The organism is Chitinophaga niabensis (assembly GCF_039545795.1).
Lineage (GTDB): Bacteria > Bacteroidota > Bacteroidia > Chitinophagales > Chitinophagaceae > Chitinophaga > Chitinophaga niabensis_B.
Window position 1 is genome coordinate 2015032 of the sequence record NZ_CP154260.1, and the last position, 24699, is coordinate 2039730.

14 protein-coding genes are annotated in these 24699 nt (G+C 47.1%); 13 read left to right on the plus strand and 1 reads right to left on the minus strand.

Translation table 11 applies throughout. The features are described from left to right. Positions 1-86 precede the first annotated feature (86 nt). The 13 genes from AAHN97_RS08060 (at position 87) to AAHN97_RS08120 (ending at position 23391) form a co-directional block, all read left to right on the plus strand. Entirely contained in the window at positions 87-668 is a 582-nt protein-coding gene (locus tag AAHN97_RS08060; protein ID WP_343307058.1) for an RNA polymerase sigma-70 factor, read from the plus strand. Positions 669-737: 69 nt separating this feature from the next. Further along, positions 738-1895 carry a FecR family protein gene (locus AAHN97_RS08065; protein ID WP_343307059.1) on the plus strand — a complete coding sequence of 386 codons (1158 nt, stop codon included), beginning with the start codon at positions 738-740 and terminating at the stop codon, positions 1893-1895. A gap of 263 nt (positions 1896-2158) precedes the next feature. Further along, the gene (locus AAHN97_RS08070) at positions 2159-5467 is read left to right on the plus strand and encodes a TonB-dependent receptor (RefSeq protein WP_343307060.1); all 3309 of its coding nucleotides are present in this window, start codon (positions 2159-2161) and stop codon (positions 5465-5467) included. Positions 5468-5491: 24 nt separating this feature from the next. Further along, positions 5492-7069 (plus strand): RagB/SusD family nutrient uptake outer membrane protein, encoded by a 1578-nt coding sequence (locus tag AAHN97_RS08075; protein ID WP_343307061.1) that lies wholly within the window; start codon positions 5492-5494, stop codon positions 7067-7069. Between the two features lie 11 nt (positions 7070-7080). Continuing rightward, positions 7081-7902, plus strand: a complete 822-nt coding sequence (locus AAHN97_RS08080) for a phytanoyl-CoA dioxygenase family protein (RefSeq protein WP_343307062.1) — start codon at positions 7081-7083, stop codon at positions 7900-7902. Further along, entirely contained in the window at positions 7899-8723 is an 825-nt protein-coding gene (locus AAHN97_RS08085; protein ID WP_343307063.1) for a sugar phosphate isomerase/epimerase family protein, read from the plus strand. Before AAHN97_RS08080 ends, AAHN97_RS08085 begins: the two co-directional genes overlap by 4 nt. After that, on the plus strand, positions 8720-11572 hold the full coding sequence (locus AAHN97_RS08090) for a glycosyl hydrolase (protein WP_343307064.1): 2853 nt from the start codon (positions 8720-8722) through the stop codon (positions 11570-11572). Before AAHN97_RS08085 ends, AAHN97_RS08090 begins: the two co-directional genes overlap by 4 nt. A gap of 5 nt (positions 11573-11577) precedes the next feature. Next, positions 11578-13047, plus strand: a complete 1470-nt coding sequence (locus tag AAHN97_RS08095) for a glycoside hydrolase family 28 protein (RefSeq protein WP_343307065.1) — start codon at positions 11578-11580, stop codon at positions 13045-13047. A gap of 269 nt (positions 13048-13316) precedes the next feature. After that, entirely contained in the window at positions 13317-15845 is a 2529-nt protein-coding gene (locus AAHN97_RS08100) for a GH116 family glycosyl hydrolase (RefSeq protein WP_343307066.1), read from the plus strand. Positions 15846-15978: 133 nt separating this feature from the next. Then, a complete protein-coding gene (locus AAHN97_RS08105; protein ID WP_343307067.1) occupies positions 15979-19032 on the plus strand; it encodes a SusC/RagA family TonB-linked outer membrane protein in 3054 nt (1017 codons plus the stop codon). A 20-nt stretch (positions 19033-19052) separates the two neighbouring features. Next, entirely contained in the window at positions 19053-20828 is a 1776-nt protein-coding gene (locus AAHN97_RS08110) for a RagB/SusD family nutrient uptake outer membrane protein (RefSeq protein ID WP_343307068.1), read from the plus strand. Beyond that, complete coding sequence (locus tag AAHN97_RS08115) at positions 20825-22471, plus strand: DUF4091 domain-containing protein (RefSeq protein ID WP_343307069.1); 1647 nt, start codon at positions 20825-20827, stop codon at positions 22469-22471. The genes AAHN97_RS08110 and AAHN97_RS08115 overlap by 4 nt, the downstream gene beginning before the upstream one ends. Beyond that, complete coding sequence (locus tag AAHN97_RS08120) at positions 22435-23391, plus strand: hypothetical protein (protein WP_343307070.1); 957 nt, start codon at positions 22435-22437, stop codon at positions 23389-23391. The genes AAHN97_RS08115 and AAHN97_RS08120 overlap by 37 nt, the downstream gene beginning before the upstream one ends. On the opposite strand, the gene fucP is transcribed toward AAHN97_RS08120, so the two are convergent. Then, positions 23380-24642 carry an L-fucose:H+ symporter permease gene (gene fucP, locus AAHN97_RS08125; protein WP_343307071.1) on the minus strand — a complete coding sequence of 421 codons (1263 nt, stop codon included), beginning with the start codon at positions 24640-24642 and terminating at the stop codon, positions 23380-23382. The two genes, AAHN97_RS08120 and fucP, sit on opposite strands and share 12 nt — an antisense overlap. Positions 24643-24699 lie beyond the last annotated feature (57 nt).

Genomic DNA, 24699 nt, shown 5'->3' on the forward strand with positions numbered 1-24699 from the left:
TAGTATGCTTAAACTTATATTAGCCATTATCTTGACATTAGCAATTACTTTCCTTAAATTTATTGTTAAATCCTAAGCAGTTTATTTTGTCAATAAGGTCTGTTCATAACGAATCAGCACTGCTGGAGCAGGTAGCGCAGGGAGAACCGGAAGCGTTTGCAGCACTTTTTTATGCCTACCACCAGCAATTGGCAGAATACATCTACCTGCTCACAGATTCCCTGGAAATGACACAGGACATTGTGCAGGATGTGTTCATTAAGATCTGGACGAAAAGAGAAACCCTTCCTTCCCTGAACAGTTTTACCCATTACTTATTTATACTCAGCCGGAACCATGCTTTCAATTGTTTGCGCCAGCGGGTGAATGAACAGGCCCGTCAACAGCAATGGGCAAGGCAGGTGGAGCAGGAAGCCATTCCATCCGGCTACCGGGAGGACGATTACCGGGCTATCCTGGATGCTGCAGTAGCCAAATTACCTCCCCAGCAGCAAAAAGTATATTTCCTCAGCCGGCATAAGCGGCTGAAACATGAGGAAATAGCTATACAACTGGGCATCTCTACGGAAACCGCCAAAAAACACATGAAGCTGGCCCTGCGTTCCATTACGCAATACGTTCGTAATCATCCTGATGCGGCGTTGTTAGTTGTTCTTTTACTGCATTGAAAAAATCTTTTCCTTCCAACTACCCCTTTTTAGAAACCGCTGTGTCTTTAGTCTATAGAATCTTATCATATGGCTAATGAAAGGCTCACCTATTTATTCTACCGTTATTTCCAGAAAACGGCCAGCCGGGAGGAACTGGATGAGCTAAGCCTGCTTATCAATGAGCCTGAAAACGAAGCGGCTGTAAAGCTGCTGATGGAAGAAGCCTACCTGTTATTTGAACCGCAGGGGGATGTGCTCAGCGAAACACAAAGCGAACAGATCCTCACGAATGTACAGTCCCGTACCCGTAAACATATTACCTGGTGGCGCAGGATGGCTGTTGCAGCTGCTGTGCTGGTATTTGTCTCCGCCGGTCTTTATGGCTGGCTGCAAATGGGAGATTGGAAACCGGCACCTGTAATAGCCCGGCAGAACGATGTGCTTCCCGGTACCAATAAAGCCGTGTTACACCTGGCAGATGGAACAGTGGTTACTTTGGACAGTGCAGGCAACCAGGTGATCCAGCAGGGAGGCACCATCATCAACCAGCAAAATGGTCAGCTGCGTTACAATGCAAATGACCCTAACGCCGCTACTGTCAGCTTTAATACACTGGCTACACCACGCGGTGGTCAATACTCGGTTACCCTGCCGGATGGCAGTAAGGTTTGGTTGAATTCCGCTTCTTCCCTCAGGTTCCCTACCGCTTTCACTGGTTTGGAAAGGAAGGTGGAATTAACGGGAGAGGCTTATTTTGAAGTGGCTAAAAATGCAAAACAACCTTTTAAAGTAACACTGGAAGATAAAACAACGATCGAAGTACTGGGCACTCACTTTAACGTGAATGCTTATAAAGATGAACCTGCGATCAGCACCACTTTGCTGGAAGGCGCTGTGCGGTTAACGAACGGGAAGGCACGGATCACTATCAAACCCGGAGAGCGCGCGCAGTTACAGGAAGGGGGCACAAAGTTTGTGATAGACCGGCCTGATGTAGACAGGGTGGTAGCCTGGAAGAATGGATTCTTCCAGTTCGATGGGGACAATATCACCCTGATCATGAAGCAACTGTCCCGCTGGTATGATATAGAACCTGTATATGCCGGCAACATGAACATGAAAGACTATTCCGGATATATTTCCCGCAACTCCAATATCTCTGAGGTATTGAAAATGCTGGAGCTGACCAACGAAATTAAGTTTAAGGTAGAAGGAAGGAAAGTGACGGTAAGTGCTATTAAGTAATGCAATTGATGATACCAGATTATTAACCAAAAAACTGATCCACAGTATGAAAGGACTATTCCACTAAACGAACAACCAAGCATTTTCTGCAAAAAGAAAACAGGAGCGGTTGCGACGCTCCTGCGGATTCTTTGGGCAGCCTAAAAAACGTCTAGATCAACGATTTCTTAATTCACCCAAAACATTGCAAAGGTATGGATTCCTATACAAAAAGTAACGGGAGGGCCACTTCTATGCGGCATCTCCTCAAAATATTCCTTGTCATGAAGTTGCTTATAGTACTGATTACAGCAACCTGTTTACAAGTCAGTGCAAAGGTTTCTGCACAGACGGTAACGCTATCGGGGAAGAACATCTCCCTGCAGCGGGTATTTGAAGAAATAAGGAAACAATGTGATTACCAGTTCCTCTACAATACGCACCTGCTGAAGGAAACGCGTAAAGTGGACCTGAATGTGAAGGAAATGCCTTTCCAGCAGGTATTGAACATCTGCCTGAAGGACCAGCCGGTGACCTATGTGATCTCCGGAAAAACCATCATTATCAGGCAGGTGCAGCCGGAAGAAGTGCCGGCACCTGTAGTGGAGGAAATCAAAGTGCAAGGTAAGGTCACGGAAAAAGGTACACCGCTGGTAGGTGTTACCGTAAAAGCAAAAGGTACCAATACAGGTACTGTTACAGATGTCAACGGGACTTATACCATCAGCGTACAAAAGGATGCAGTACTGGTATTCAGTTATATCGGGCACACCACACTGGAAGAACCGGTGAATGGCCGCACAAACATTTCTGTAGAGCTGGAAGCTTCCCGCAGCAATATTGAAGAAGTAGTGGTAGTGAGTTATGGTACACAACGCCAGCGCAGCATCACAGGTGCTATTTCAAAAGTATCTTCTAAAGAAGTGCAGGATATCCCTGCTGCTGAATTTGGTCAGAAACTGCAGGGACGTGTAGCCGGTGTACAGATCAGCCAGGTATCCGGCCGTCCGGGACAGGGTATGACCTTCAAGATCAGGGGCGCCGCTTCCCTTGGTTCCGGTAACCAGCCTTTGATAGTGGTAGATGGCCAGCCCATCACCAACGAAAACATCAACCTCCTCAACCCGGATGATATAGAAAGTTTCTCTGTGCTGAAAGATGCATCCACTACAGCACTATATGGCTCAAGAGCTGCGAACGGCGTAGTGATCATTACTACCAAACAGGCTAAAGCAGGGCGTACTACCATGTCGCTCAACAGTTATTACGGCTGGCAGTCTGTTCCCAAAAGAGGTAAACCGGATATGATGAATGCCCGTGAGTTTGCCACTTTTATGAATGGTTTCTATGAAGACAAGATCAAGTATGAAAACTGGAAGAACCCGGCTACAGGCCTGGCTGAAATTCCGGATGATTACAAAGATCCTTCGAAGTACGGAGAAGGAACTGACTGGTATGATGCGGTATTGAGAACAGCGCCCATGACCAATCACTCCCTGAATATTTCAACGGGTACAGATAAAGTATTGTCCAGCACTACACTCACCTATTTCAACCAGGACGGAGTGATGTATAATACCGGTATGGAACGTTTCTCTTTACGTTCCAACAATGAGTACCGCCCTAATGAGAAACTGAAACTGGGTTTAAACCTGAATCCCGTTTATCAGAATGATAAGAATACCCGCAGTGGTTCGATTGATAATAACCGTAACGTGGTGTCAGGCGGGCTGATCAGTTCTCCATTGATCCCCAAGATCAATCCTGATGGTACTTATCCTACTAAAACAAGTTCTTACGGCATGTATGCGCTGCCTAACTTTTACCAGCAGCTCATGATCATGAATATTAATCAGAAGTCGCTGCGTTTGCTGACGAATGTGTACGCGGACCTGGAACTGTTGCCAAACCTGCATTTCAAGACCACGTTCAATACGGACCTGGGTAACTATGATTACAATGCTTTCTTTCCTTCCGCCACAGGATCATTTGGCAGCCCTCCACCGCGTATACCTTCTGCTGTAGCCAGTTCTGCCAACATTGTTTCCTGGCTGAACGAAAACATGCTCACATACAACTTCAAAGTGAAAGAGCATAACATTGACCTGCTGGCAGGATACAGCGCGCAGAAATATGATCAGAACTACCGGACCATCAATGGTTCCAATTTCCCCAGTGATAAAATTCCCTGGATCATTGGCGCTACTACCACTACAGGTAATACCAACAATACTGCCTGGACGATGGCTTCCTGGTATGGCCGTGCGAACTATAGCTTCAGGGATAAATATTACCTCACCGCTACTATCCGCCAGGATGGATCTTCCCGTTTTGGTGAGAACAAAAAGTGGGGTTATTTCCCTTCTGCTTCCGTGGGCTGGATCGTGAGTGAAGAACCTTTCTTCCCTAAATCAGATGCCTTGTCTCTCCTGAAAATAAGGGGTAGTTATGGTTTGACCGGTAATAATAACATCGGTGACTATACGCAGATCTCTTTACTCAGTGCCACCAACTATGTATTTGATGGTGCATTGGCTCCGGGGCAGTCCATCAGCCAGCTGGGTAACAAAGACCTTACCTGGGAAACTTCCAAACAACTGGACCTTGGTCTTGAACTGTCTTTGCTGAAAGACCGTATTTCTTTCACCTATGATTACTACAGGAAGGAAACGGACAATATGCTCTACCAGATGAATATTCCCTGGGCTTCCGGTTATGGGTCTATTAAATACAATGTGGGAACTATCAGGATGTGGGGCCATGAGTTCCAGGTGAACTCCCGCAACCTTACCGGCGAGCTGGAATGGAATACCAATTTAAATATCTCCTTTAACGATAACAAGGTGATCAGCCTGCAGAATGGTACACCTATTGGTGGTATCAATACTTACAGTGATTACAACCGCACGGCGGTGGGCAGAAGGATCGGTGAGTTCTGGGGATATGTATTTGATGGTATTTACATGACGCAGGATGAATACAACAGGCAGCCGAAACATGCTACCTCCGCCGTGGGTTCAACCAGGATGAAAGATATCAGCGGCGATGGCATCATCAATGCCAGTGATAAGGATTATCTCGGTAATCCCAACCCTACCCTGATCTTTGGTATGGCAAATGACTTCCGTTATAAGAAGTTCGATTTCTCTATCGTAGTATCCGGGCAGGCAGGGAATGATATCATGAACACCAATATGCAGAACCTGGTGAATATAGATGGTATCTTCAACGTAACGAAAGACATGGCTAACCGCTGGCGTTCAGAACAGAACCCGGGTAACGGCAAGGTGCCAAGAACACTGGCCAACACTACGGAACTGTATCGCCTGGCTAACTCCAACTGGGTGTTCTCCGGTGATTACCTCACCATCAAAAACATTTCACTGGGGTATACGGCAGATATGAGCAGACTGAAATACCTCAGGTCCATACGTTTTTACGCGAGCCTGCAGCAGGCATTTGTGTTCACCAAATATCCCGGTCAGAACCCTGAGGTGAATGATACGCGGGATAACCAGACTACGGCCGGGCAGGACAATGGAACCTTCCCCATCCCGAGAACACTTATGTTCGGTGCAAACATTAATTTCTGAGGCATTCACAATTAATTTAAAAGTATGAGACCGGTTATATATATAATACTCACCTTTTTGTTATTCTCTTCCTGCAAGAACAACTTCCTCAATGAATTCCCGGAAGGGCAACTGAATGAGAAGAACTTTTATAAAAGCACTGCAGATTTCCAGCAGGCGCTGACAGGAGCTTACGCACCACTGAGAGGAGCGATCGATCCCACCAGGGGTACTTATGTAGCAGGTTCCGGCATCAATAATATTGCCTTTTTCATGGACGAAATGCGCTCTGATAATACCCACTATGATTACAATGCAAAAGACCGCGGCGGGATAGGTTATGAGCAAATAGCAGACTTCCTGGACGATGCCCCCAATGGTGTAATATTAAGCAGGTACAGGGCAGCCTATACAGGTATTTCCCGCACGAATGTGATCCTGGACAGGATAGAGACGATAGATTTTACGATGGCAGAGGCAGATAAAAATGTGATCGTTGGGGAAGCAAAGGCTTTGCGTGCACATTATTACTTTGACCTCGTGCGCCACTATGGAGCAGTGCCTTTACACCTGCATGAAGTAAAAACAGCCGGTGATGCTTTCCTGGCCCGTACCGGTGTGGATTCTGTTTATGCACAGATCATCAGCGATTTTACAGATGCGCTGGGTTTACTGGCGGCGCCTGCTAAATTCCCGCAATCCGGCCATATCACCAAAGGTATGGTGGCAACAGAACTGGCGCTGGTGCATATGACGATGCAGAAATTTGACCTTGCCGTTCCTTTACTGCAAAGTGTAACCACTATGGGTTATGACCTGCTGCCTACTTATGCAGAAGTATTTGATCCCAATAAGAAGAACAGCATTGAATCCATTTTTGAGATCCAGTACAAAGATGGTACGGATGGGCAGCAGGGCAACCTGATCTACCGTTTTATTCCTGTAACACCCAATACGCTGAACATCCTGGGCATCACTTATAACAATACAGATGGCGGTTGGAACATACCAACAGATGATATGGTTGCCGCTTACGAGCCGGGAGACAAAAGGCTGGACGAAAGTATTGCCGTGGTAGAAGGTGCCCTGAATTCCAATACTGATTTTATACCGGAAAGAATCGTTAGTATTGTAGGGTATGCGGGTCCTCCGGCCGGAAAGATCGCCAAAAGGTTCATCAAAAAATACCTGCACCCGCCTTACACACTTGTTAATAACACCAAAGATAACTGGCCGGTGTTCAGGTATGCAGATGTATTGCTGATGCTGGCGGAAAGCCTGAACGAAACAAATAAGCCGGGAGAAGCATTGCCGCACCTGAACAGGGTACGCAGAAGGGCAGGTTTACTAAACGATATCACTACTACAGACCAGGCCCAACTGCGCGACATCATTGCGAAAGAAAGGAGAGTGGAACTGGCTTTTGAGAACCACCGCTGGTTAGACCTGGTGCGTACCAAAAAAGCAGTGGCTGTGATGAATGCGCATGGCATTGTGATGAAGGCCACTTATGGTTACCTGTTACCCACTTCTTACACCGTGAATGATAACAAACTGGTATTTGCCATTCCTTTCGCAGAAAGGCAGATCAACACAAAACTGACACAGAACCTGGGCTATTAAAATTTCCATTTATGAAATACAAATTGGATAAAGCGCAAATTGAAAGCTATCAGAAAAACGGGTTTATAGTGATCGAAGACTTCCTCTCGCAGGAAGAGCTGGCACACTGGCGCAAAGTGGTGATGGAAGCCGTAGAACAAAGAGCCGGCAGAAAAATGCCGGGTAAGGATACTAAAGTGGGAGAGGATGATGGTATTAATGAAGATGCAGAATACTTCGGGAAAGTGTTTGACCAGTTGCTGAACCTCTGGCAAACGCATGATGGTGTGAAAGAGATCATGCTGGATGAACGCATCGGCCAGATGGCCGCGCAATTATCCGGTTCCGAAGGCATCAGGATCTGGCATGACCAGGCCTTGTTTAAACGGCCCTGGGCAAATGCCACTGCCTGGCATCTGGATACACCATTCTGGTCTTTCTCCGATCGTAATGCGCTATCCATCTGGGTAGCGCTGGACGATGCCACTTACGAGAATGGCTGCCTGTATTTCATTCCAGGGTCCTGGCAGCAAACGGGTTTTGAGAATAGCGGTATCGGAAAAAACATGGATGGCATCTTTACCGTGTATCCTCAATTAGCCAAGATTGCATCAGTTGCCGCGCCTATGAAGGCCGGCAGCTGTTCTTTCCATAACGGGTTAACGATCCATGGCGCAGGTGCCAATATGACCAATGGTTTCCGCCGTGCCATGACCTGTGCCTATATGCCGGAAGGTAATACCTTCAACGGGCAGAAGAACATCCTCCCGGATGATTACCTGCAAACACTGAAGATCGGAGATGCACTGAATAATAACGAACAAAATCCGCTGATCTACCCTAAAGCCCTATGATAGTTAAATTCTTTTGTCCAAGGTGGGGAAGTGAACATATACCATGGAGTGTTTTCCTGGAGAATGTAAAAGCTGCAGGTTATGCAGGCGTGGAATGGTTTCCCTATGGAGAAGCCACTAACCCTGTTACCGTACTCAACCTTTTAAAGCAATACGACCTGGAGTTTTCCATTGTAACCGCCGTGTTGCAAATGCCGGAAACTTTTAAAGAGTACCTGCATGTTTTAAAAGAGCAGCTCACTGCACTCAGCCGTTTGCAACCACTGTTCATCAGTACGCAAACAGGCCGGGAGTATTATTCGGAAGAACAGATCATTCAATGCCTGGAAGTTTGCGAAGAAGTAAGCGACCAGCTGGGCGTACCCATATATCAGGAAACCCACCGTAACAAATGGTCCTATGCCGCGCATGCAACAGGGCCCTTGTTGCGGAAGTTCCCGGCGCTTCCTTTAACGCTGGATGTTTCACACTGGTTCTGCGTATCTGAAAGTTACCTGGAAGATCAGCAGGGCATAGTGGCAGAGGCTATCAAACATGCCCGTCATATTCATGCGCGGGTAGGCCATACGGAAGGGCCGCAGGTATGGGATCCTGCATTGCCGGAATATGCAGCAGCTTTGGCTGCACACCTGGCCATCTGGGATGAATGGATAAGACAAAGGGAAAAGAACGGGGACAGCTATTGTACCATTACGCCTGAGTTCGGACCTCCGCCTTATATGGTGATGGGGAACAGAACAGTTCCTGCACAACAGGAGCAATGGCGCATTAATTTATGGATGAAAACGTTTCTGGATAAAAGATACAACCGCACCACATGAAAAGAAGAGAGTTCCTGTTAAATAGTACATTCCTTACCGCCGGATATTCCATTGTGGGTGCCTTGCCGGGAATAGCCCGTACAGCACTGGCTCCCCTGGATACGGACCTGTATAAATTGTTTAAAGACCCACTGCCCGTGTACCGTCCTTTTGTTCGCTGGTGGTGGAATGGTGATAAAGTAGAAAAAGATGAACTGATCAGGGAATTGCGGCTGATGCATGCTGCCGGTATCGGCGGTGTGGAGATCAATCCCATCAAATTCCCTGCCCGTACAGATGATATGGGCAAACCTTCTTTGCAATGGCTCAGCAATGAATGGAACGATCTGTTGCTGGCCACATTCAAAGAAGCGGAATCCCTGGGCATGACCTGCGACCTGATCGTTGGCTCCGGCTGGCCCTTTGGGGCTGAATACCTGCAAGGGGAAGAGCGTTCGGATGTGGTGGTGATAGGCGTGAAAAAACTGGAAGGACCGCTGTATTATGAAACGTCTATGTTCGATCTGTTCAAAGAAGCGGATCCTGCCATCAGTTCTCCCTTCCCGGGCAGAACGCTGGAAATGATGGAACTGAAACTGGTGCCGGAACCGCTGGGTGACCTGAGCCAGGTGAAAGACCTGAAAGCACAGGTAAAAGATGATATCATTAAACTGGATATACCTAAAGGAAAATATGCTTTATACGGACTTGTTAAAATAAAAGGTTTTATGGAAGTGATCAACGGTGCTCCGGGGGCTAACGGCCCTGTGTTGAATCACTACAATAAAACGGCCGTGAACAAGTACCTCAATCATATGACGGACACCATACAGAATAGGATAGGTCCTCTGTCGCGCCACGTACGTGCATTGTTCACAGACAGTATGGAGCTGGAAGGCGCCAACTGGAGCAGTGACATGATGGATGAGTTTAAGAAGCGGCGCGGGTATGACCTTTATCCTTATCTGCCTTTCGTATTGCTGAAGATCGCCTCCATGGGCAACACCTACAATTTTACATATGGGGCTACCCTCACGCCGGAATTTGCTGATATGATACAAAGGATGCGGTATGATTTTGAGCTGACCAAAGCAGAGATCCTGGAAGACAGCTTTATCAAAACATACGTGGCCTGGTGTAAGAAGAACAATGTGAAGTCCCGTGCGCAGGCATACGGCCGGGGATACTTCCTGCTGGAAGGCAGCTTTGAATTCGATCTGCCGGAATGTGAAACCTGGCTGAAGTATGGCATCGGTTATAAGATGCCGGAAGATACACCGCTGCTGGGCAGGGCTTATACCATGATCAACAAGTATGTATCTTCTGCAGCCCACCTGAAAGGGAAACGGTATATCAGCGCAGAAGAACTGACGAATACGGATATGGTATTCAACGATTCCCTGGAGATGCTGAAGGTAGCAGGAGATCAGAGTACGATATCAGGTGTTACGCATCCCATCTTCCATGGTTTTAATTACACACCGCCGGATGCACCTTTCCCGGGCTGGATCAGGTATGGTGGGTTTTATAACGAAAAGAATACCTGGTGGCCTTACTTCCGCCATTTTACAGATTACAAAGCGCGTATCTCCGCTTTACTGCAACAGGGGGATATGTTTGCTGATATCGCAGTATTACCGCCAACAGCAGATATGTGGGGCCAATACAGCGCACAGAACGAGCCATTCCCTTTCATTATCCATCCGCCTTACCAGCCATTGATATGGGAAGCGATCCACAAAAACGGGAACGCCTGCGATCATGTGTCTGAATCCGTGATCCGCGATGCTACGTTTAAAAATGGCTTCATGCATTACGGCCCGCGGAAGTATCACACCCTCTTCCTGATAGAAGTGCTGAGCATGGAACCTGCCACATTGCAAAAGTTGCTGGAATTTGTAGCAGCAGGCGGAAGGGTTTTCTGCATAGAAAAATATCCGGAGAAAGCCACCGGCTGGAAAGATGCCGTGCAGCGTGATCAGCAGGTGAAAGCCCTCGTAGCTAAACTGCAATCCTATCCTGATAAATTCATCCTGCTGAAGAAACCCGAAAAGGATTTCATCGGATGGTATAAAGAAGTACAGGAAGAGTACCAGATCAAACCTTATGTGAAGATCGTCAAACCGGAACCATTTGTAACACAGGTGCGTTACCAGGCCGGGGATACAGAGATCCTGCTGTTCACCAACTCGCATATGGATGATGGCTACACCATGGATATCACTGTTTCCAAAGAGCTGATGGGTAAAAGGGAAGGCTGGATCTGGAACCCTGATAACGGGGAAAGGTATTACCTGAACGGCGTGAACGGATCTTATACATTAGACCTCGGGCCTTCTGATTCAAGATTGCTGGTGTTTGATAAAACGAAAAAAGGAAAACCTGCAGCACCATTTCCATCCGGAGAAGGCGTAAAGATAGCTGGTGCATGGAAGGCGACCTTTAAACATATTGATGGCACTGTGAAAGAGGTAGCGCTGGATGAACTGAAAGACCTGGCCACGGTAGAAACGCTGCAGCATTTTACAGGAACGATCACTTATCGCAATAACCTGCCGGTAACGGATAAAACAGATGCCATCTGGCTGAACCTGGGCAAAGTGCACGGGGTTTCAGAAGTGACCATTAATGGAAAATCCCTGGGTGTGCAATGGTATGGCAGGCGGATCTATAATATTGCATCCGATGTAAAAACCGGGGATAATACGATAGAGGTAAAGATCACCACCAATATGGGGAACTATATGAAAACGCTCACTGATAATAAAGTAGCACAATACTGGACGAATGAACTCCGGAAGAACCAGCCTATTCAGCCTCTGGGCATGATAGGTCCCGTGAGTGTAATGTCTGCTAAAACTAAACAATAACAAAGATGAGATCATTTATAATACTATTATTGACGCTGACGTGCCTGCAGGCATCGGCCAAAGATTACAATGCTTCTTTATTCGGCATCTATTCCGATGGTGTAACACTGAACACCCGCGCTATTCAATATGGCATCGACTATATCAGTAAAAATGGCGGCGGGAGGCTGGTATTCCATGTGGGCAGATACCTCACAGGCTCTATCTATCTAAAATCCAATGTTACCATACAACTGCAGGAAGGCGCGGTGCTGCTTGGGTCGCTGAATCCCTGGGATTACGACCGGAAGATATTCACCGCGCTCGTTTTTGCCTATGAACAGGAGAATGTGGGTATCACGGGTAAAGGTATTATTGATGGGCAGGGGCGCCAGGTGGCACGTAATGTGGTAGACAATATTCATAAGGGAATACTGAAAGATGGGTTCCGTTATGATCGTCCGGAAGCAGAAAGCCGGCCGATGGTCATCAATTTCTATAAAACCAATAATGTTCTTATTAAGGGTATAACGATCAAAAATTCTGCCAGCTGGGTGCAAACATATGATCAATGTAAGAACCTGCACCTGGATAGTATTGTGGTGGACAGTAAGGCATACTGGAACAATGATGGGATTGATATTGTAGACTGTGAAGATGTGAAGATCACCAATTCCTATATTGATTCAGATGATGATGGGGTGTGTTTAAAATCACACGATGGTACAAAGGCCTGCAAAAATGTGCTGATCCAGAATTGTGTGATCCGTTCCAGTGCAAATGGCATCAAATTCGGCACAGCTTCTCATGGCGGCTTTAGTCATATCCGGATTAAGAACATCAAGGTGTTTGATACCTACCGTTCTGCTGTGGCTTTACAGGCAGTAGACGGCGGTTTCCTGGAAGATGTGGAAGTGGACAGCCTGGAAGCATTTAATACCGGCAATGCTATCTTTTTGCGGATAGGAGAGCGGGTAGCAGGCAGAAAAGGAAGACTGGAGAATATCAGGATCAGCAATCTGTATGCAGAGATCCCTGCCACTAAACCGGATGTGGGATATGAATATGAAGGGCCAACAGAAGATATGCCGCGTAATATTTCACCATCAGCTATTGTAGGTATGCCGGATGCACTGATCAACAACGTTAGTTTTAAAAACGTGACCATCAGTTATCCCGGCGGTGCGAATCCCTTCTTTGCAAAGGTAGCGCTGGATACGCTGGACAGGATCGATAATAAGGCAAACGCTTACCCTGAGTTTTCGATGTTTAAAGAGTTACCGGCCTGGGGATTGTTTATCAGGCATGCAAAGAACATTGATATCTCCGGCCTCACGCTTACAGTGGCAAAGAAAGATTTCAGAACGGCAGTGGTGTTTGATAATGTGCAGAATGCAAAGTTCACGAACCTCACGGTGAAAGAGCCGGAGAAGAAAGCCATCAGTTATGCAAAACGTTCAACAGGAATAACTATCAACAATCAGCCTGTTAAATAATCAACAGATCAGCGCGGAGCTGCCAGACAAGTGGGATGAAGGCGCTGTCTTCATCTCCCGGGGGGGAACACTTATCAGGCAGCTCCGCTTTTTTTTGTTCGTGCTGAAAAAAATATTTGGTAACTATTCCTAAAATTTATACTTTCATCCCCGAAGCGAAAGCTCCTTTTTTTATCTCTTTTTGCTTAATCGTTTAAGCGTTATGAAAACTGAGGAAAGATATTTCCTGCAGCAGTAGATCTATTTGCCAATTCGAACCAAATACCATCATGAAATCACGTAACAACCGGCGTAACTTTTTAAAAGATTTTACATTAGGCGCTATTGGCGTAACCGCTTTACCGGCGGCAGTTTTAGCGAAAGACACACCTGAAAGGAAAGCGCCCGGAGCGCGTGGTTTTAATGAAGTATATAAAGGAAAGAACAATAACCGTATTGCATTTCCTATTGGCGGTATCGGCGCAGGTATGTTCTGCATTGAAGGTACAGGTGCTATTTCGCATATGAGCATCCGCCATAACCCTGAGATGTTCTTTGAACCTGCCATGTTTGCTGCGATCAGTATAAAAGGTAAGGGCGCAAAAGTGCTGGAACAACTGGTGCCGGACTGGAAGAAGTTCGGGCAGCGGGATGCCGGCCTTGGTGGAACAGGTGGTGCTACCTGGGGCCTTCCGCGTTTTGCGGCGGCTGAGTTTAAAGCACGTTTCCCATTTGCAGAGATCACTTTGAAAGATGCTACCATGCCTGTGGCAGCGAGTATCAAAGCATGGAGCCCATTTGTGCCTACGGAAGAAGATAATTCCAGCCTTCCGCTTGGTGCACTGGAATATCATTTTACCAATACCGGCACTAAAACAGAAGAGTTTGTATTCTCTTACAATGCCCGCAACTTCATGCGGCAGGGAGATGTACAGAACAATATTAAATCTATAAAAAACGGATTCATCTTATCACAGGAAGCCATCACCAATGCCCCGGAAAAGCAGGGCCACTTCGCGATCTATACAACAGATGACAACACTGTGGTGGATCATTGCTGGTTCCGGGGCGGTTGGTTCGACCCGCTGAGTATGGTATGGAACACGGTGAAAGATGGTAAACCCAGGAGCAATGCACCTGTAGAAAAAGATGCACCGGGCGGATCTTTATTTGTGCCTTTCACTTTAAAACCGGGAGAGAAGAAAACAGTTCGTTTGATGATGGCCTGGTATGTACCGGATTCCAAACTGCGTATTGGTGATGATACCACCGGTGCTCCGCACACCTTCCATAAACCATGGTATAGCAGTAAGTTTAAAAGTATCAATGAAGTAGCAGATCACTGGAAGGAGAATTACGAAGTACTGTATAAAAAAACTTCGTTATTCTCTGATGCCTTTTATAAAAGTACTTTACCGCCGGAAGTAGTGGAAGCTGTAGCGGCTAACCTTACCATTTTGAAATCAGCTACAGTAATGCGGCAGTATGATGGCCGTTTCTGGTGCTGGGAAGGTTCCGGCGATAACTGGGGCAGTTGCCACGGTTCCTGTACACATGTATGGAATTATGCGCAGGCTGTTCCTCACTTATTTCCTGCACTGGAAAGAAGCCTGCGTAATACCGAGTTTAAAGAGAACCAGAATGCAGACGGGCACCAGGGGTTCCGTGCAAACATTCCTATCTCTCCTTTAGTACATAATTTCCATGCAGCAGCAGACGGACAGTTGGGCGGCATCATGAAAGTGCACAGGGAATGGCGCATCAGCGGCGACAATGCATGGCTGCAACAGATCTACCCCGCAGTGAAAACCAGTATGGATTATTGTATCCGCACCTGGGATCCTCATAAAAAAGGGATCGTGGAAGAACCGCATCATAATACCTATGATATTGAATTCTGGGGCCCTACGGGTATGTGCACCAGTTTCTACCTGGGTGCATTACAAGCTATTGCATTAATGGGCAAATCATTGGGTAAAGATGTAACGGAGTATACTACACTTTACGCAAAAGGAAAACAGTTCCTGGAAACAGAGCTTTATAACGGTGAATACTTTATACAAAAGATCCAGTGGACAGGATTGAATGCACCGGACCCCACGAAAGCACAATCTTTCCATACGCAATACTCCGAAGAAGCAAGGCAGCTCCTGCAAAAAGAAGGCCCCAAATACCAATATGGAGCCGGCTGCCTTTCTGATGGTATCCTGGGTTCATGGATTGCCCGCGTATGCGGCATGGAGGAACCTGTTGATGCAGCGAAAACAAAAAGCCATCTGCTGGCCGTACATAAATACAACTTAAAGAAAGACCTCAGTGCACATGTGAATCCCCAGCGGCCTACGTTTGCTTTAGGCAATGAAGGCGGATTGCTATTATGTTCCTGGCCAAAGGGCGGCATGCTGTCTTTACCATTCGTGTACAGCAATGAAGTATGGACAGGTATAGAATACCAGGTGGCATCTCACCTGATGTTCATGGGGGAAGTGGAAAAAGGGCTGGATATTGTAAGAGCCTGCCGTAACCGTTACGATGGATCTGTGCGCAACCCCTTCAACGAATATGAATGCGGCCACTGGTATGCACGGGCCATGAGCAGTTATGGTATGCTGCAGGGCCTTACCGGCGTTCGTTTTGATGCGGTGGATGGTACACTGTTTATTGATTCCAGGGTAGGGGATTTCACCAGTTTCATTTCAACAGAAAAAGGTTTCGGCACTGTTAGTCTCCATAAAGGGAAACCATCATTAACAGTAGCATATGGCAATATACCGGTGAAAGAAGTGATCGTTTCCGGTAAAAAAGTTCAATTGGGATAGAGATAAAGACAACCTAACGGCCAATGATGTAAAAGTACGTTCATCCCCATTTTCAGAGGCATACTATGTGATATTTGCTTAAACGTTTAAGTAAGTACCTAATCCTCCTATAACCAAAACTAACAACACGTTTATGAAAGGCTCCTCCCATCAAAGAGCATTAAAGAAAAAGGCATGCTGCTTCTTTCTTTTCTTCTTCACTATCACAGCCGTCAGTTATGCGCAGAAGGTGATCACCGGTAAGGTGACTTCTGCCGCTGATGGTAAACCATTATCTGAAGTAACGATTGTGGTGCAGGGAACGCCGGTTGGCACCACTACTTACCCTGATGGCACTTATGCCATTAAAGTTTCAGGGAATGAGGCCATGCTGGTGTATACCTATGTAGGGTATGAACCGCAGGCGATCACGGTGGGCAATAACAGCATCCTGAACATACAACTGAAACAACAGTCCAGCACACTGGGTGATGTAGTGGTAGTAGGTTTCGGGAAGCAAAAGAAAATGACGGTAACAGGTGCCATATCCAGCGTACCGGTAAACAACATCCAGCGGATTGCTACACCCTCTTTATCAAATGCACTGGCCGGCAGTATGCCGGGTATCATTACACGGCAGAGTTCCGGTGAGCCGGGATATGATGGTGCGGCTGTGTTCATCCGTGGTTTCGGTACCTGGGCTAACAGGGCACCTTTGATACTGGTAGATGGGGTGGAACGTGATATTAACCAGATCAACACACAGGAAATTGAAAGTTTCTCTATCCTGAAAGATGCATCAGCTACTGCAGTGTATGGAGTAAGAGGAGCTAACGGCGTAATTCTTATTGTTACAAAAAGAGGTAGTACGGGTAAACCGAAAGTGATCTTCCGTACGGAGAATGCAAGTTTACAGGCTTTGCGCTTACCGGATTATATCAACGGCCCGGAGTACGCAGGCCTGATCAATGAAGCCCTGGCGAACAATGGCCAGCCTGCAAGGTACACGGAGGCTGAGCTGCAGAAGTTCAAAGACGGTTCTGATCCTTATCTCTATCCCAATGTGGATTGGACGGATGCAGTGCTGAAAAGGAACACTTTCCAGAGCATCAACAACCTGAGTGTTTCCGGTGGGAATGAAATTATTAAGTACTATACAAATGTTGGGTACACGGTGCTGAATGGTATTTATAAACAAGACCCTAAGAACGCCTACAAAACAAATGCACAGATGAAACGGTATAACTTCCGTTCCAATATGGATATCAATGTTTCCAAAACTATCAGCATTGAATTGGGCATCGGTGGTGTGATACAAAAAGGCAATTACCCGGGTACAGGCGCACCTGCCATTTTTGATGCACTAAAGATCACCTCACCGATCAACTATCCGAAACTGAATCCCGATGGTTCTGTTGCCGGAGCTTCTACTTCTTATCTGCAAAACAATCCCTGGGGGCTGGTAACGCAATCGGGGTATACACGGCAGGACAGGAATACATTGCAGGGAACTTTCGGTGGTAAATGGGACCTTTCCAAACTTGTAACGCCAGGCCTTTCCGTACGCGGACTATTTGCTTACGATCACTATTATTCTGCTTCAACTGACCGTATAAAACCTTATGCCATCAAACAATACCTGGGTAAGGATGCGAACGGGAACGACCGGTATTCTTCACCACCCATCCGTGAGGAACAGCCCATGACCTATGTGTTGCACAATGGTGCTAACCGGGCTTATTATACAGAAGCAGGCATCAACTATAACCGCACTTTCGGGGATCATACCCTGACAGGTATGGCGTTAGGGAACCGCCGTGAATACATTGACCTCACGGCAGGATCTACTTTAAACAACCTGCCATACAGGCGGCAGGGGCTGGCAGGGAGGATCACTTACAATTATAAGAACCGTTACCTCGCAGAAGTGAATGCAGGGTATAACGGATCAGAGAATTTTCCGGAAGGCAAACAATACGGTTTCTTCCCTTCTGCTTCGGCAGGCTGGATCATCAGTAATGAAAAGTTCTGGCACATAGACGCTGTTTCCAACCTCAAAATAAGAGGATCATATGGCCAGGTAGGTAATGACCAGATAGGGGCAAGGCGTTTCTTATTCCTCACTACCATCAACCGCCAGGGGCAGTCCTATTTCTTTGGAGATAACCAGCGGTTCTACCAGGGTTTTGAAGAAGCACAGATCGGGAATGACGATGTGACCTGGGAAGTGGCCACCAAATCAAACATTGGTATGGACCTGGAGTTATTCAAAGGCATCATCAGCCTGCAGGTAGATGCGTTTAAAGAAAACAGGGAAGGCATCCTTATTCAGCGGGGTGTAATACCACGCGTTACAGGTTATTATCCCTGGACCCTGCCTTATGCCAACCTGGGTAAAGCAAAGAATTCCGGTGTTGATGCATTGCTGGAAGTGCGGCATACTACCCGCAAAGGTTTCTATTACAACTTCAGGGGTACTTTCACCTATGCTAAAAGTATCTGTACACAAAACGATGATCCCATCCCGAAGTATGATTATCAATCTTTCGTAGGGCAGCCTATTGATCAGCCCATGGGATTGATTGCGCTGGGTTTTTTTAAAGACCAGGCGGATATAGAGAAAAGCCCGAAACAGAATTTCATGGACCAGGTAAGGCCGGGTGATATCAAGTACCAGGACTATAACAACGATGGTGTAGTGGATGATTACGACCGTGTGCCCATAGGTTATCCCAGGACGCCGCAGATGGTATATGGCGCCGGTGCGAGTTTTGGCTACAAGGGTTTTGAACTGAGCTTTTTCTTTACAGGTGTGGCACGCACCAGCCTGTTCGTAGACGGCCCTTCCATGTATGCCTTCCAGATGGGATTGGGTACTTACAACATCTTACGTGAGTACTATGATAACCGCTGGACACCGCAAAACCCCAATGCCAAATATCCGCGCGCATCCCCTTTACAGAATCCCAACAATAACAGAACGTCTACCTTATTCCTGCAGGATGCATCATACATCCGGCTGAAGAGTGCGGAGATAGCCTATAATTTTGTCATCAAACGCGGGCTGGAAGGTATCCGGCTGTTCATTAACGGATACAACCTGGCTACCTGGGATAAGATAAAAGTGATAGATCCGGAATCCAATTACGGTACGGGGGGATATCCTTTGCAGCGCAGCATCAATTTCGGGGCACAGCTTTCGTTTTAATCAATCTTCAAACTTAACAGATGAACAAGTTTCTTGTTTTAGTCACCATATTGCTCTTTTCAGCATCATGCACCAAAGACTATCTTAAAAAAGCGCCGGATGAAGACCTGGACATAAAAAAGGTATTTTCCGAAAGGAAATACGCAGAGTCTTTCCTCTCTTCGGCCTACAACAATGTTCCCGTTATGCTGGGCGCGGCAGACTGGGATCAGCGTAATCCATTCACGGGCGCCAGTGATGAAATGGAGATCACTTTCCTGGGGGCTTATTCCCATCTGTTGAACTCAGGCGCCTGGAGTGCGAATGACTACTTCCCGGATGTATGGGGTTTTATGTATGAAGGCATCCGTAAAACAAATCTTTTCCTGGACAATGTGGCACAGGTGCCGATGGATGAAACCGAGCGGAACAGGTGGATAGGAGAAGCTACTTTCCTGCGGGCTTTCTTTCATTTTATGCTGGCACGTATCTATGGTGCCATTCCTATCGGTGATCATGCGTATACCCTCAGTGAAGATTATTCCAAGATCCGCCGGCAACCCATTGAAAAAGTGATTGAATTCATCACCAGGGAATGTGATAAAGCTGTGCCATTGCTGGAATGGAAAGTAGCCCCGGATAAACTGGGCCGTGTTACCAAAGCGGCAGCGCTGGCATTGAAATCGCAGGCCTTATTGTATATGGCCAGTCCGCTTTGGAATGGTAACCCTGATTACACCGGCATCAAAGATAAAGAGGGGGTGCAGCTCTTTCCTGCTTTCGACAAAGAGCGCTGGAGAAGAGCGGCGGTTGCAGCAAAGGAATGCATAGATGGGGTAGAAGCAAATGGATACAGGTTATACCGTGCCGCGAATAACGATCCTGTGAGGAATTACCAGGAAGTGTTCATTGAACGGAATAACGCTGAGGTATTATTTGCCCGCAATGCAGGAGAACATTCGCATTTTGAACGTTGCAGCAATCCTATCAGTTATGGCGGTTTCTCTATTTTCTGCCCTACGCAGGAATTAGTGGATGATTATGAAATGGCCAACGGGCAGCGGCCTATCAATGGTTATAATGCAGACGGCTCACCGGTGATCAATGCAGGTTCCGGTTATGTGGAGGCAGGATATGTTGCGGCAAAACATCCGCTGGATTATTACCCTGCCGGTGTGAGCAATATGTACGTGGGCAGGGAGCCCCGCTTTTATGCCAGCATCAATTTCAACGGTTCCATCTGGAAAGGCCGGGGTATACAGTTCTGGTTTGAAGGATTGGATGGCAGGAAGCGGGCTGGTTCTGATTACTGCATTTCCGGTTACCTGATGAAGAAAATGGTGAACCCTACTTCAGATATCTTCCAGAACAGGTTTTCTTTGAATACCTTCATCTACTACAGGCTGGGAGCGGAATACCTGAACTATGCGGAAGCATTGAACGAGATGGATGGTGCTGTGCCGGATGTATATAAGTACGTGAACCTGATCAGGGAACGATCCGGTTTGCCTCCTTTACCAGCAGGTTTAAGTCAGGATGAAATGAGGGCCCGCATATGGCATGAGCGGAGGATAGAGCTGGCCTTTGAAACACATCGGTACTTTGATACACGGCGCTGGAAGATTGCAGCGGGTATTGACAGCAAAGAAATTCATGGGATGAACATTGGTGCAGGCACCAGTTTGTCCGACAACAATTTTTATAAACGTACGGTGATAGAGAAACGGGTGTTCATTGCACCGAAGCACTATTTATGGCCCTTGCAACAAGAGGAGATCAATAAGAATCGTAACCTGGTACAAAATCCCGGATGGTGAAAAAAGTAATTATTTTATTGTTGCTGAGTGCTGGCTTTTTCACAGCACAGGCACAAAGTATGAACGTATGGCTGGAAACTTCTTTGAAAAGGATCTTTCCGCAATCTCCTGCGGGTACCGATTCTGTATTGGAGTTATCCGCAGCCAGGGGCAGCCGCATTTCCTTTCAGGCAGCTTTTCACAGCGATCTGAAAGACCAGGTGCATATTGAATGCAGTATGGAGAATGCGGCGGAATTAAAACCCCGGATACGTTATGTGGGGCTGGTGCCCATGCATCATTTTACAACGGACGTAAGGAAAGAAGAAATGGACGGAATCGGCTTCCTCCCGGGACTGGTGCCGGAACCATTATACCCGCTTACAAAGGTGGAAGCAAATCCTTATGCAAGCCGTTCTTTCTGGGTAACGCTGAACATTCCCGCTAACATTACACCCGGCATGCACACTTACAATGTGAAGCTGAAGTGGAATAAAGGGGAGCGGGTATTAAAACTGAAAGTGAATGTGAGCAAACTGGTGTTGCAGCCCCGCCGTAATTTCCCTGTTACACATTGGTGGCGGGGAGAAGCTACGAGCATTTATTACAAAACTAAAATGTTCGATGAACAATGGTGGAAACACACGGAAGCACAAATGCGGAACCTGATGGAGCATGGAACGGATGTGGCTTTTGTGCAGAACTTCTTTGAGTTTAAAACCTTGTTTAAACAACCCTGCCAGATGTTGCTCGTTGATGAGCCAAGCCCGGGGAAGTATACATTCGACTGGTCTGTGATCAAACGGTTCACGGATATGTGTAAGCAAATGGGCTACCGGAAATTCGAATGGGCACATCTGTGGATGTACTGGGGGGTAACAACGGCCATGCGGGTGTATACGGTGAAAGATGGAAAGTATGTGTTACTGTGGGATGCGGACCTTCCGGCTTTCTCAGACAAGTACATCAGCTTCCTGAAACAATTCCTGCCCGCCTTTCACGCCTTCCTGCAAAAGGAAAATATACTGGAAGATTCTTATTTTCATTTATCGGATGAACCCTGGTCTGAACATGTGCCTAATTACAAACGTGCACGGCAGGTGCTGAAAGATCTGGCGCCCTGGATGAAAGTAATGGACGCCTTAAGCGATATCCGTTATGGAAAAGAACACCTGACAGATATACCGGTGCCCATTATCAGCTCGGCAGCGGCATACCTGAAAGAAAAGATCCCACACTGGGTGTATTTCTGTACCGGTCCAAGGGATAAATGGCTGAACCGTTTCTTTGATACACCGCTTCCGAAGATCCGGATGTCCGGCTGGTTGTTTTACCATCTGAAGGCAGAGGGCTTTTTGCATTGGGGGTATAATTACTGGCATAAACTGGATTCAGAGGAAGCATCAGACCCTTATACGAATGGTTCTGCACACGCTTATCCGGGTATACCGGATGGCGATCCCTTTGTGGTGTATCCGGGTCCTGAGGGGCCTTATGATTCCATCCGCTGGGAGGTGTTTGCAGAGTCGCTGCAGGACTATGCTATCCTGCAATCTGCGGGTATTGATCCGGACGATAAGTTGTTCACTCCTTTACTTTCTTATGAAGATTTTCCTAAAACATCAGCATGGATAACAGCGGCATTAAAGCAGGTTTTATTTTAATACTCCTGTTTGCTTTTACGGCAGGCAGGGCGCAATGGATCAGGCGGGACAGTACTGTATGGGGTGTTCGCAATGGTATAGTGGTGGGCCTCTGGCCAGGTGCCATTGAAAGTCTGAAGGAAGGGGCTAACGGAGGCCCGCGGGGATTGTTACGTATCGGATATCACTTTGGTGGCGTAACCTATCATATCAATTACATCGCCGTAGAACCGGTGGTGAATGGGAAGATAGAATTCAGCGAGATCTCACCTTCAGCATCGGATGGCAAATGGGGGAAGCAGATGTGGATAGGGGATACTGTGATGACGGAAAATACATTGAACCTGTATGTTCACATGGAGAAATTCGCCAACGGCGCACATCCTTACCTCAGGTTAAGTATACATAAAGACAGGCCGGAGGAATTATGCATAGAAGTATTCCATCATCCCGGCAGCGCTCCTATGGAGCGTTGCGGGATCACGGCTACGATGGGGAATTATTCCCGCCTGCGGAAATTGTATTTAAAAGATACGGTGATCAACTCCCGGGAGCTGTATGCCGGTTACGATGGCATTGATTTCATTGAGAAAGAGACGTATCCTGTAGATAAGATTGTTTTAGCAACACCGGATGAATCTTTTGCGCAACTGGCCGCATGGCCGCAGGAGCCTGCTTACCTGGCCCGCTGGAACTGGCGGTACCGGCCCTTTTATATGCTTACACAATATTGGCGGAAAGATACGGCAACGCCTTCTTTGCAAGTTAGAGTGAATGGCCGTGCTAAATACTGGAGCGGAGGAAACAGAGACCCGCGGCAGTATATTGCTATACCGGGCGGGCCTTCTTTTGAGAATTTTGAGTTGAGAGAGAAATATCATGCAGGGCAGAAAGCCTATTTCGGTTTAAGTCTTAAACCGGTGGCGGAATTACTTCGGTAATGCATGCCGCCACGCATAATACAACACAACCGCAAAACAGATCATCGGCACAACATAGGCCAGCTGCACATTATAATAGTAAGCGATAGCTCCCAGCCCCAGGGGCACCAAAGCGCCTCCCACAATAGACATCACGAGGAAAGCAGAAGCGGATTTGGTTTCATTGCCCAGGTCCCTGATAGCGAGTGAAAAGATGGTTGGGAACATGATAGACATGAAGAACTCTACCATCAGTAAGAAATACACACCGGTCTTTCCGCCCTGTAATACACAATACGCCAGTAATAACACACATGCCGCACTGTAAATGATCAGCAGGATCCGGGGTGCTATCTTTTGCATGAGGAAAGTGCCCACATAACGCCCGATCATAAAGCAGAGCAACAGCATGCCCAGGAAAGTGGTGGCTTCCAGTTCCGGCATACCTGCACTGAAACCTGCGTAACGGATAAAGAAGCTGGAGATACATACCTGTGCCCCTACATATGCAAACTGTGCTATCACGCCCCAGCGGAAATGTACATGCCTGAATACGCGCAGGTTGATGCTGAGTTTACCACCATGTTCTTCCTGTACCGGCGGAAAATGCACCAGCCTGAAAGTAAGTGCTACCAGTAATAGTACACCTGCAATAGCGAGATAGGGGACCTGTACAGACCTTGCTTCTGAAAGCAGGTAACTGTTCAGTGCCTCTGGGTTCATGGCATTGAGTTGTTCCGTGGAGAACTCTTTGCCGGAGAGGATCACTTTGCTCAGGAAGAAGGCAGCTACAAAAGCTCCCAGCCCGTTAAAGGCCTGTGCAAAGTTGAGGCGTTGTACAGCAGTTTCCTTTGATCCCATAATGGTGATGTAAGGATTGGCGGCAGTTTCCAGGAAGGTCATACCTGCTGCTACCAAGAACAGTGCGAACAGGAAGAGGCCAAAGGAACGCAGTTCAGCTGCGGGGAAGAATAAAATGGCCCCGGTGGCAGCAATGAGCAGGCCTGTGATGATGCCTGTTTTGTAACTCCATTTACGCATCACCCATGCCGCTGGTAATGCAAAAAAGAAATAGCTCACCCAATAGGCGGAATCAATGAAGGCGGATTGAAAGTCGTTCAGCTGGCAGGCTTTGCGGAGATGCGGGATCAGCACGGGTATCAGGTTACCGGTCAGTGCCCATAAAAAGAACAGGCTGATAACGAGTATGAACGTCAGTTTAACAGTGTTGCTGTGCGTGGAGGGCTGCAACGTTTCAACGGTGGAATTCATATAGGGCGGATTTAATGCAGTGTTGGAACCTGGTTGATCATTGTAGTCAATGATGCG

Excerpts from the sequence above, each read along its gene's own strand:
- AAHN97_RS08110 (WP_343307068.1), top strand. The coding sequence starts at position 19,053 with ATGAACAAGTTTCTTGTTTTAGTCACCATATTGCTCTTTTCAGCATCA.
- AAHN97_RS08065 (WP_343307059.1), top strand. The coding sequence starts at position 738 with ATGGCTAATGAAAGGCTCACCTATTTATTCTACCGTTATTTCCAGAAA.
- AAHN97_RS08085 (WP_343307063.1), top strand. The coding sequence starts at position 7,899 with ATGATAGTTAAATTCTTTTGTCCAAGGTGGGGAAGTGAACATATACCA.
- AAHN97_RS08105 (WP_343307067.1), top strand. The coding sequence starts at position 15,979 with ATGAAAGGCTCCTCCCATCAAAGAGCATTAAAGAAAAAGGCATGCTGC.
- AAHN97_RS08095 (WP_343307065.1), top strand. The coding sequence starts at position 11,578 with ATGAGATCATTTATAATACTATTATTGACGCTGACGTGCCTGCAGGCA.
- AAHN97_RS08080 (WP_343307062.1), top strand. The coding sequence starts at position 7,081 with ATGAAATACAAATTGGATAAAGCGCAAATTGAAAGCTATCAGAAAAAC.
- AAHN97_RS08090 (WP_343307064.1), top strand. The coding sequence starts at position 8,720 with ATGAAAAGAAGAGAGTTCCTGTTAAATAGTACATTCCTTACCGCCGGA.
- AAHN97_RS08100 (WP_343307066.1), top strand. The coding sequence starts at position 13,317 with ATGAAATCACGTAACAACCGGCGTAACTTTTTAAAAGATTTTACATTA.
- AAHN97_RS08120 (WP_343307070.1), top strand. The coding sequence starts at position 22,435 with ATGGATAACAGCGGCATTAAAGCAGGTTTTATTTTAATACTCCTGTTT.
- AAHN97_RS08075 (WP_343307061.1), top strand. The coding sequence starts at position 5,492 with ATGAGACCGGTTATATATATAATACTCACCTTTTTGTTATTCTCTTCC.
- fucP (WP_343307071.1), bottom strand. The coding sequence starts at position 24,642 with ATGAATTCCACCGTTGAAACGTTGCAGCCCTCCACGCACAGCAACACT.
- AAHN97_RS08070 (WP_343307060.1), top strand. The coding sequence starts at position 2,159 with ATGAAGTTGCTTATAGTACTGATTACAGCAACCTGTTTACAAGTCAGT.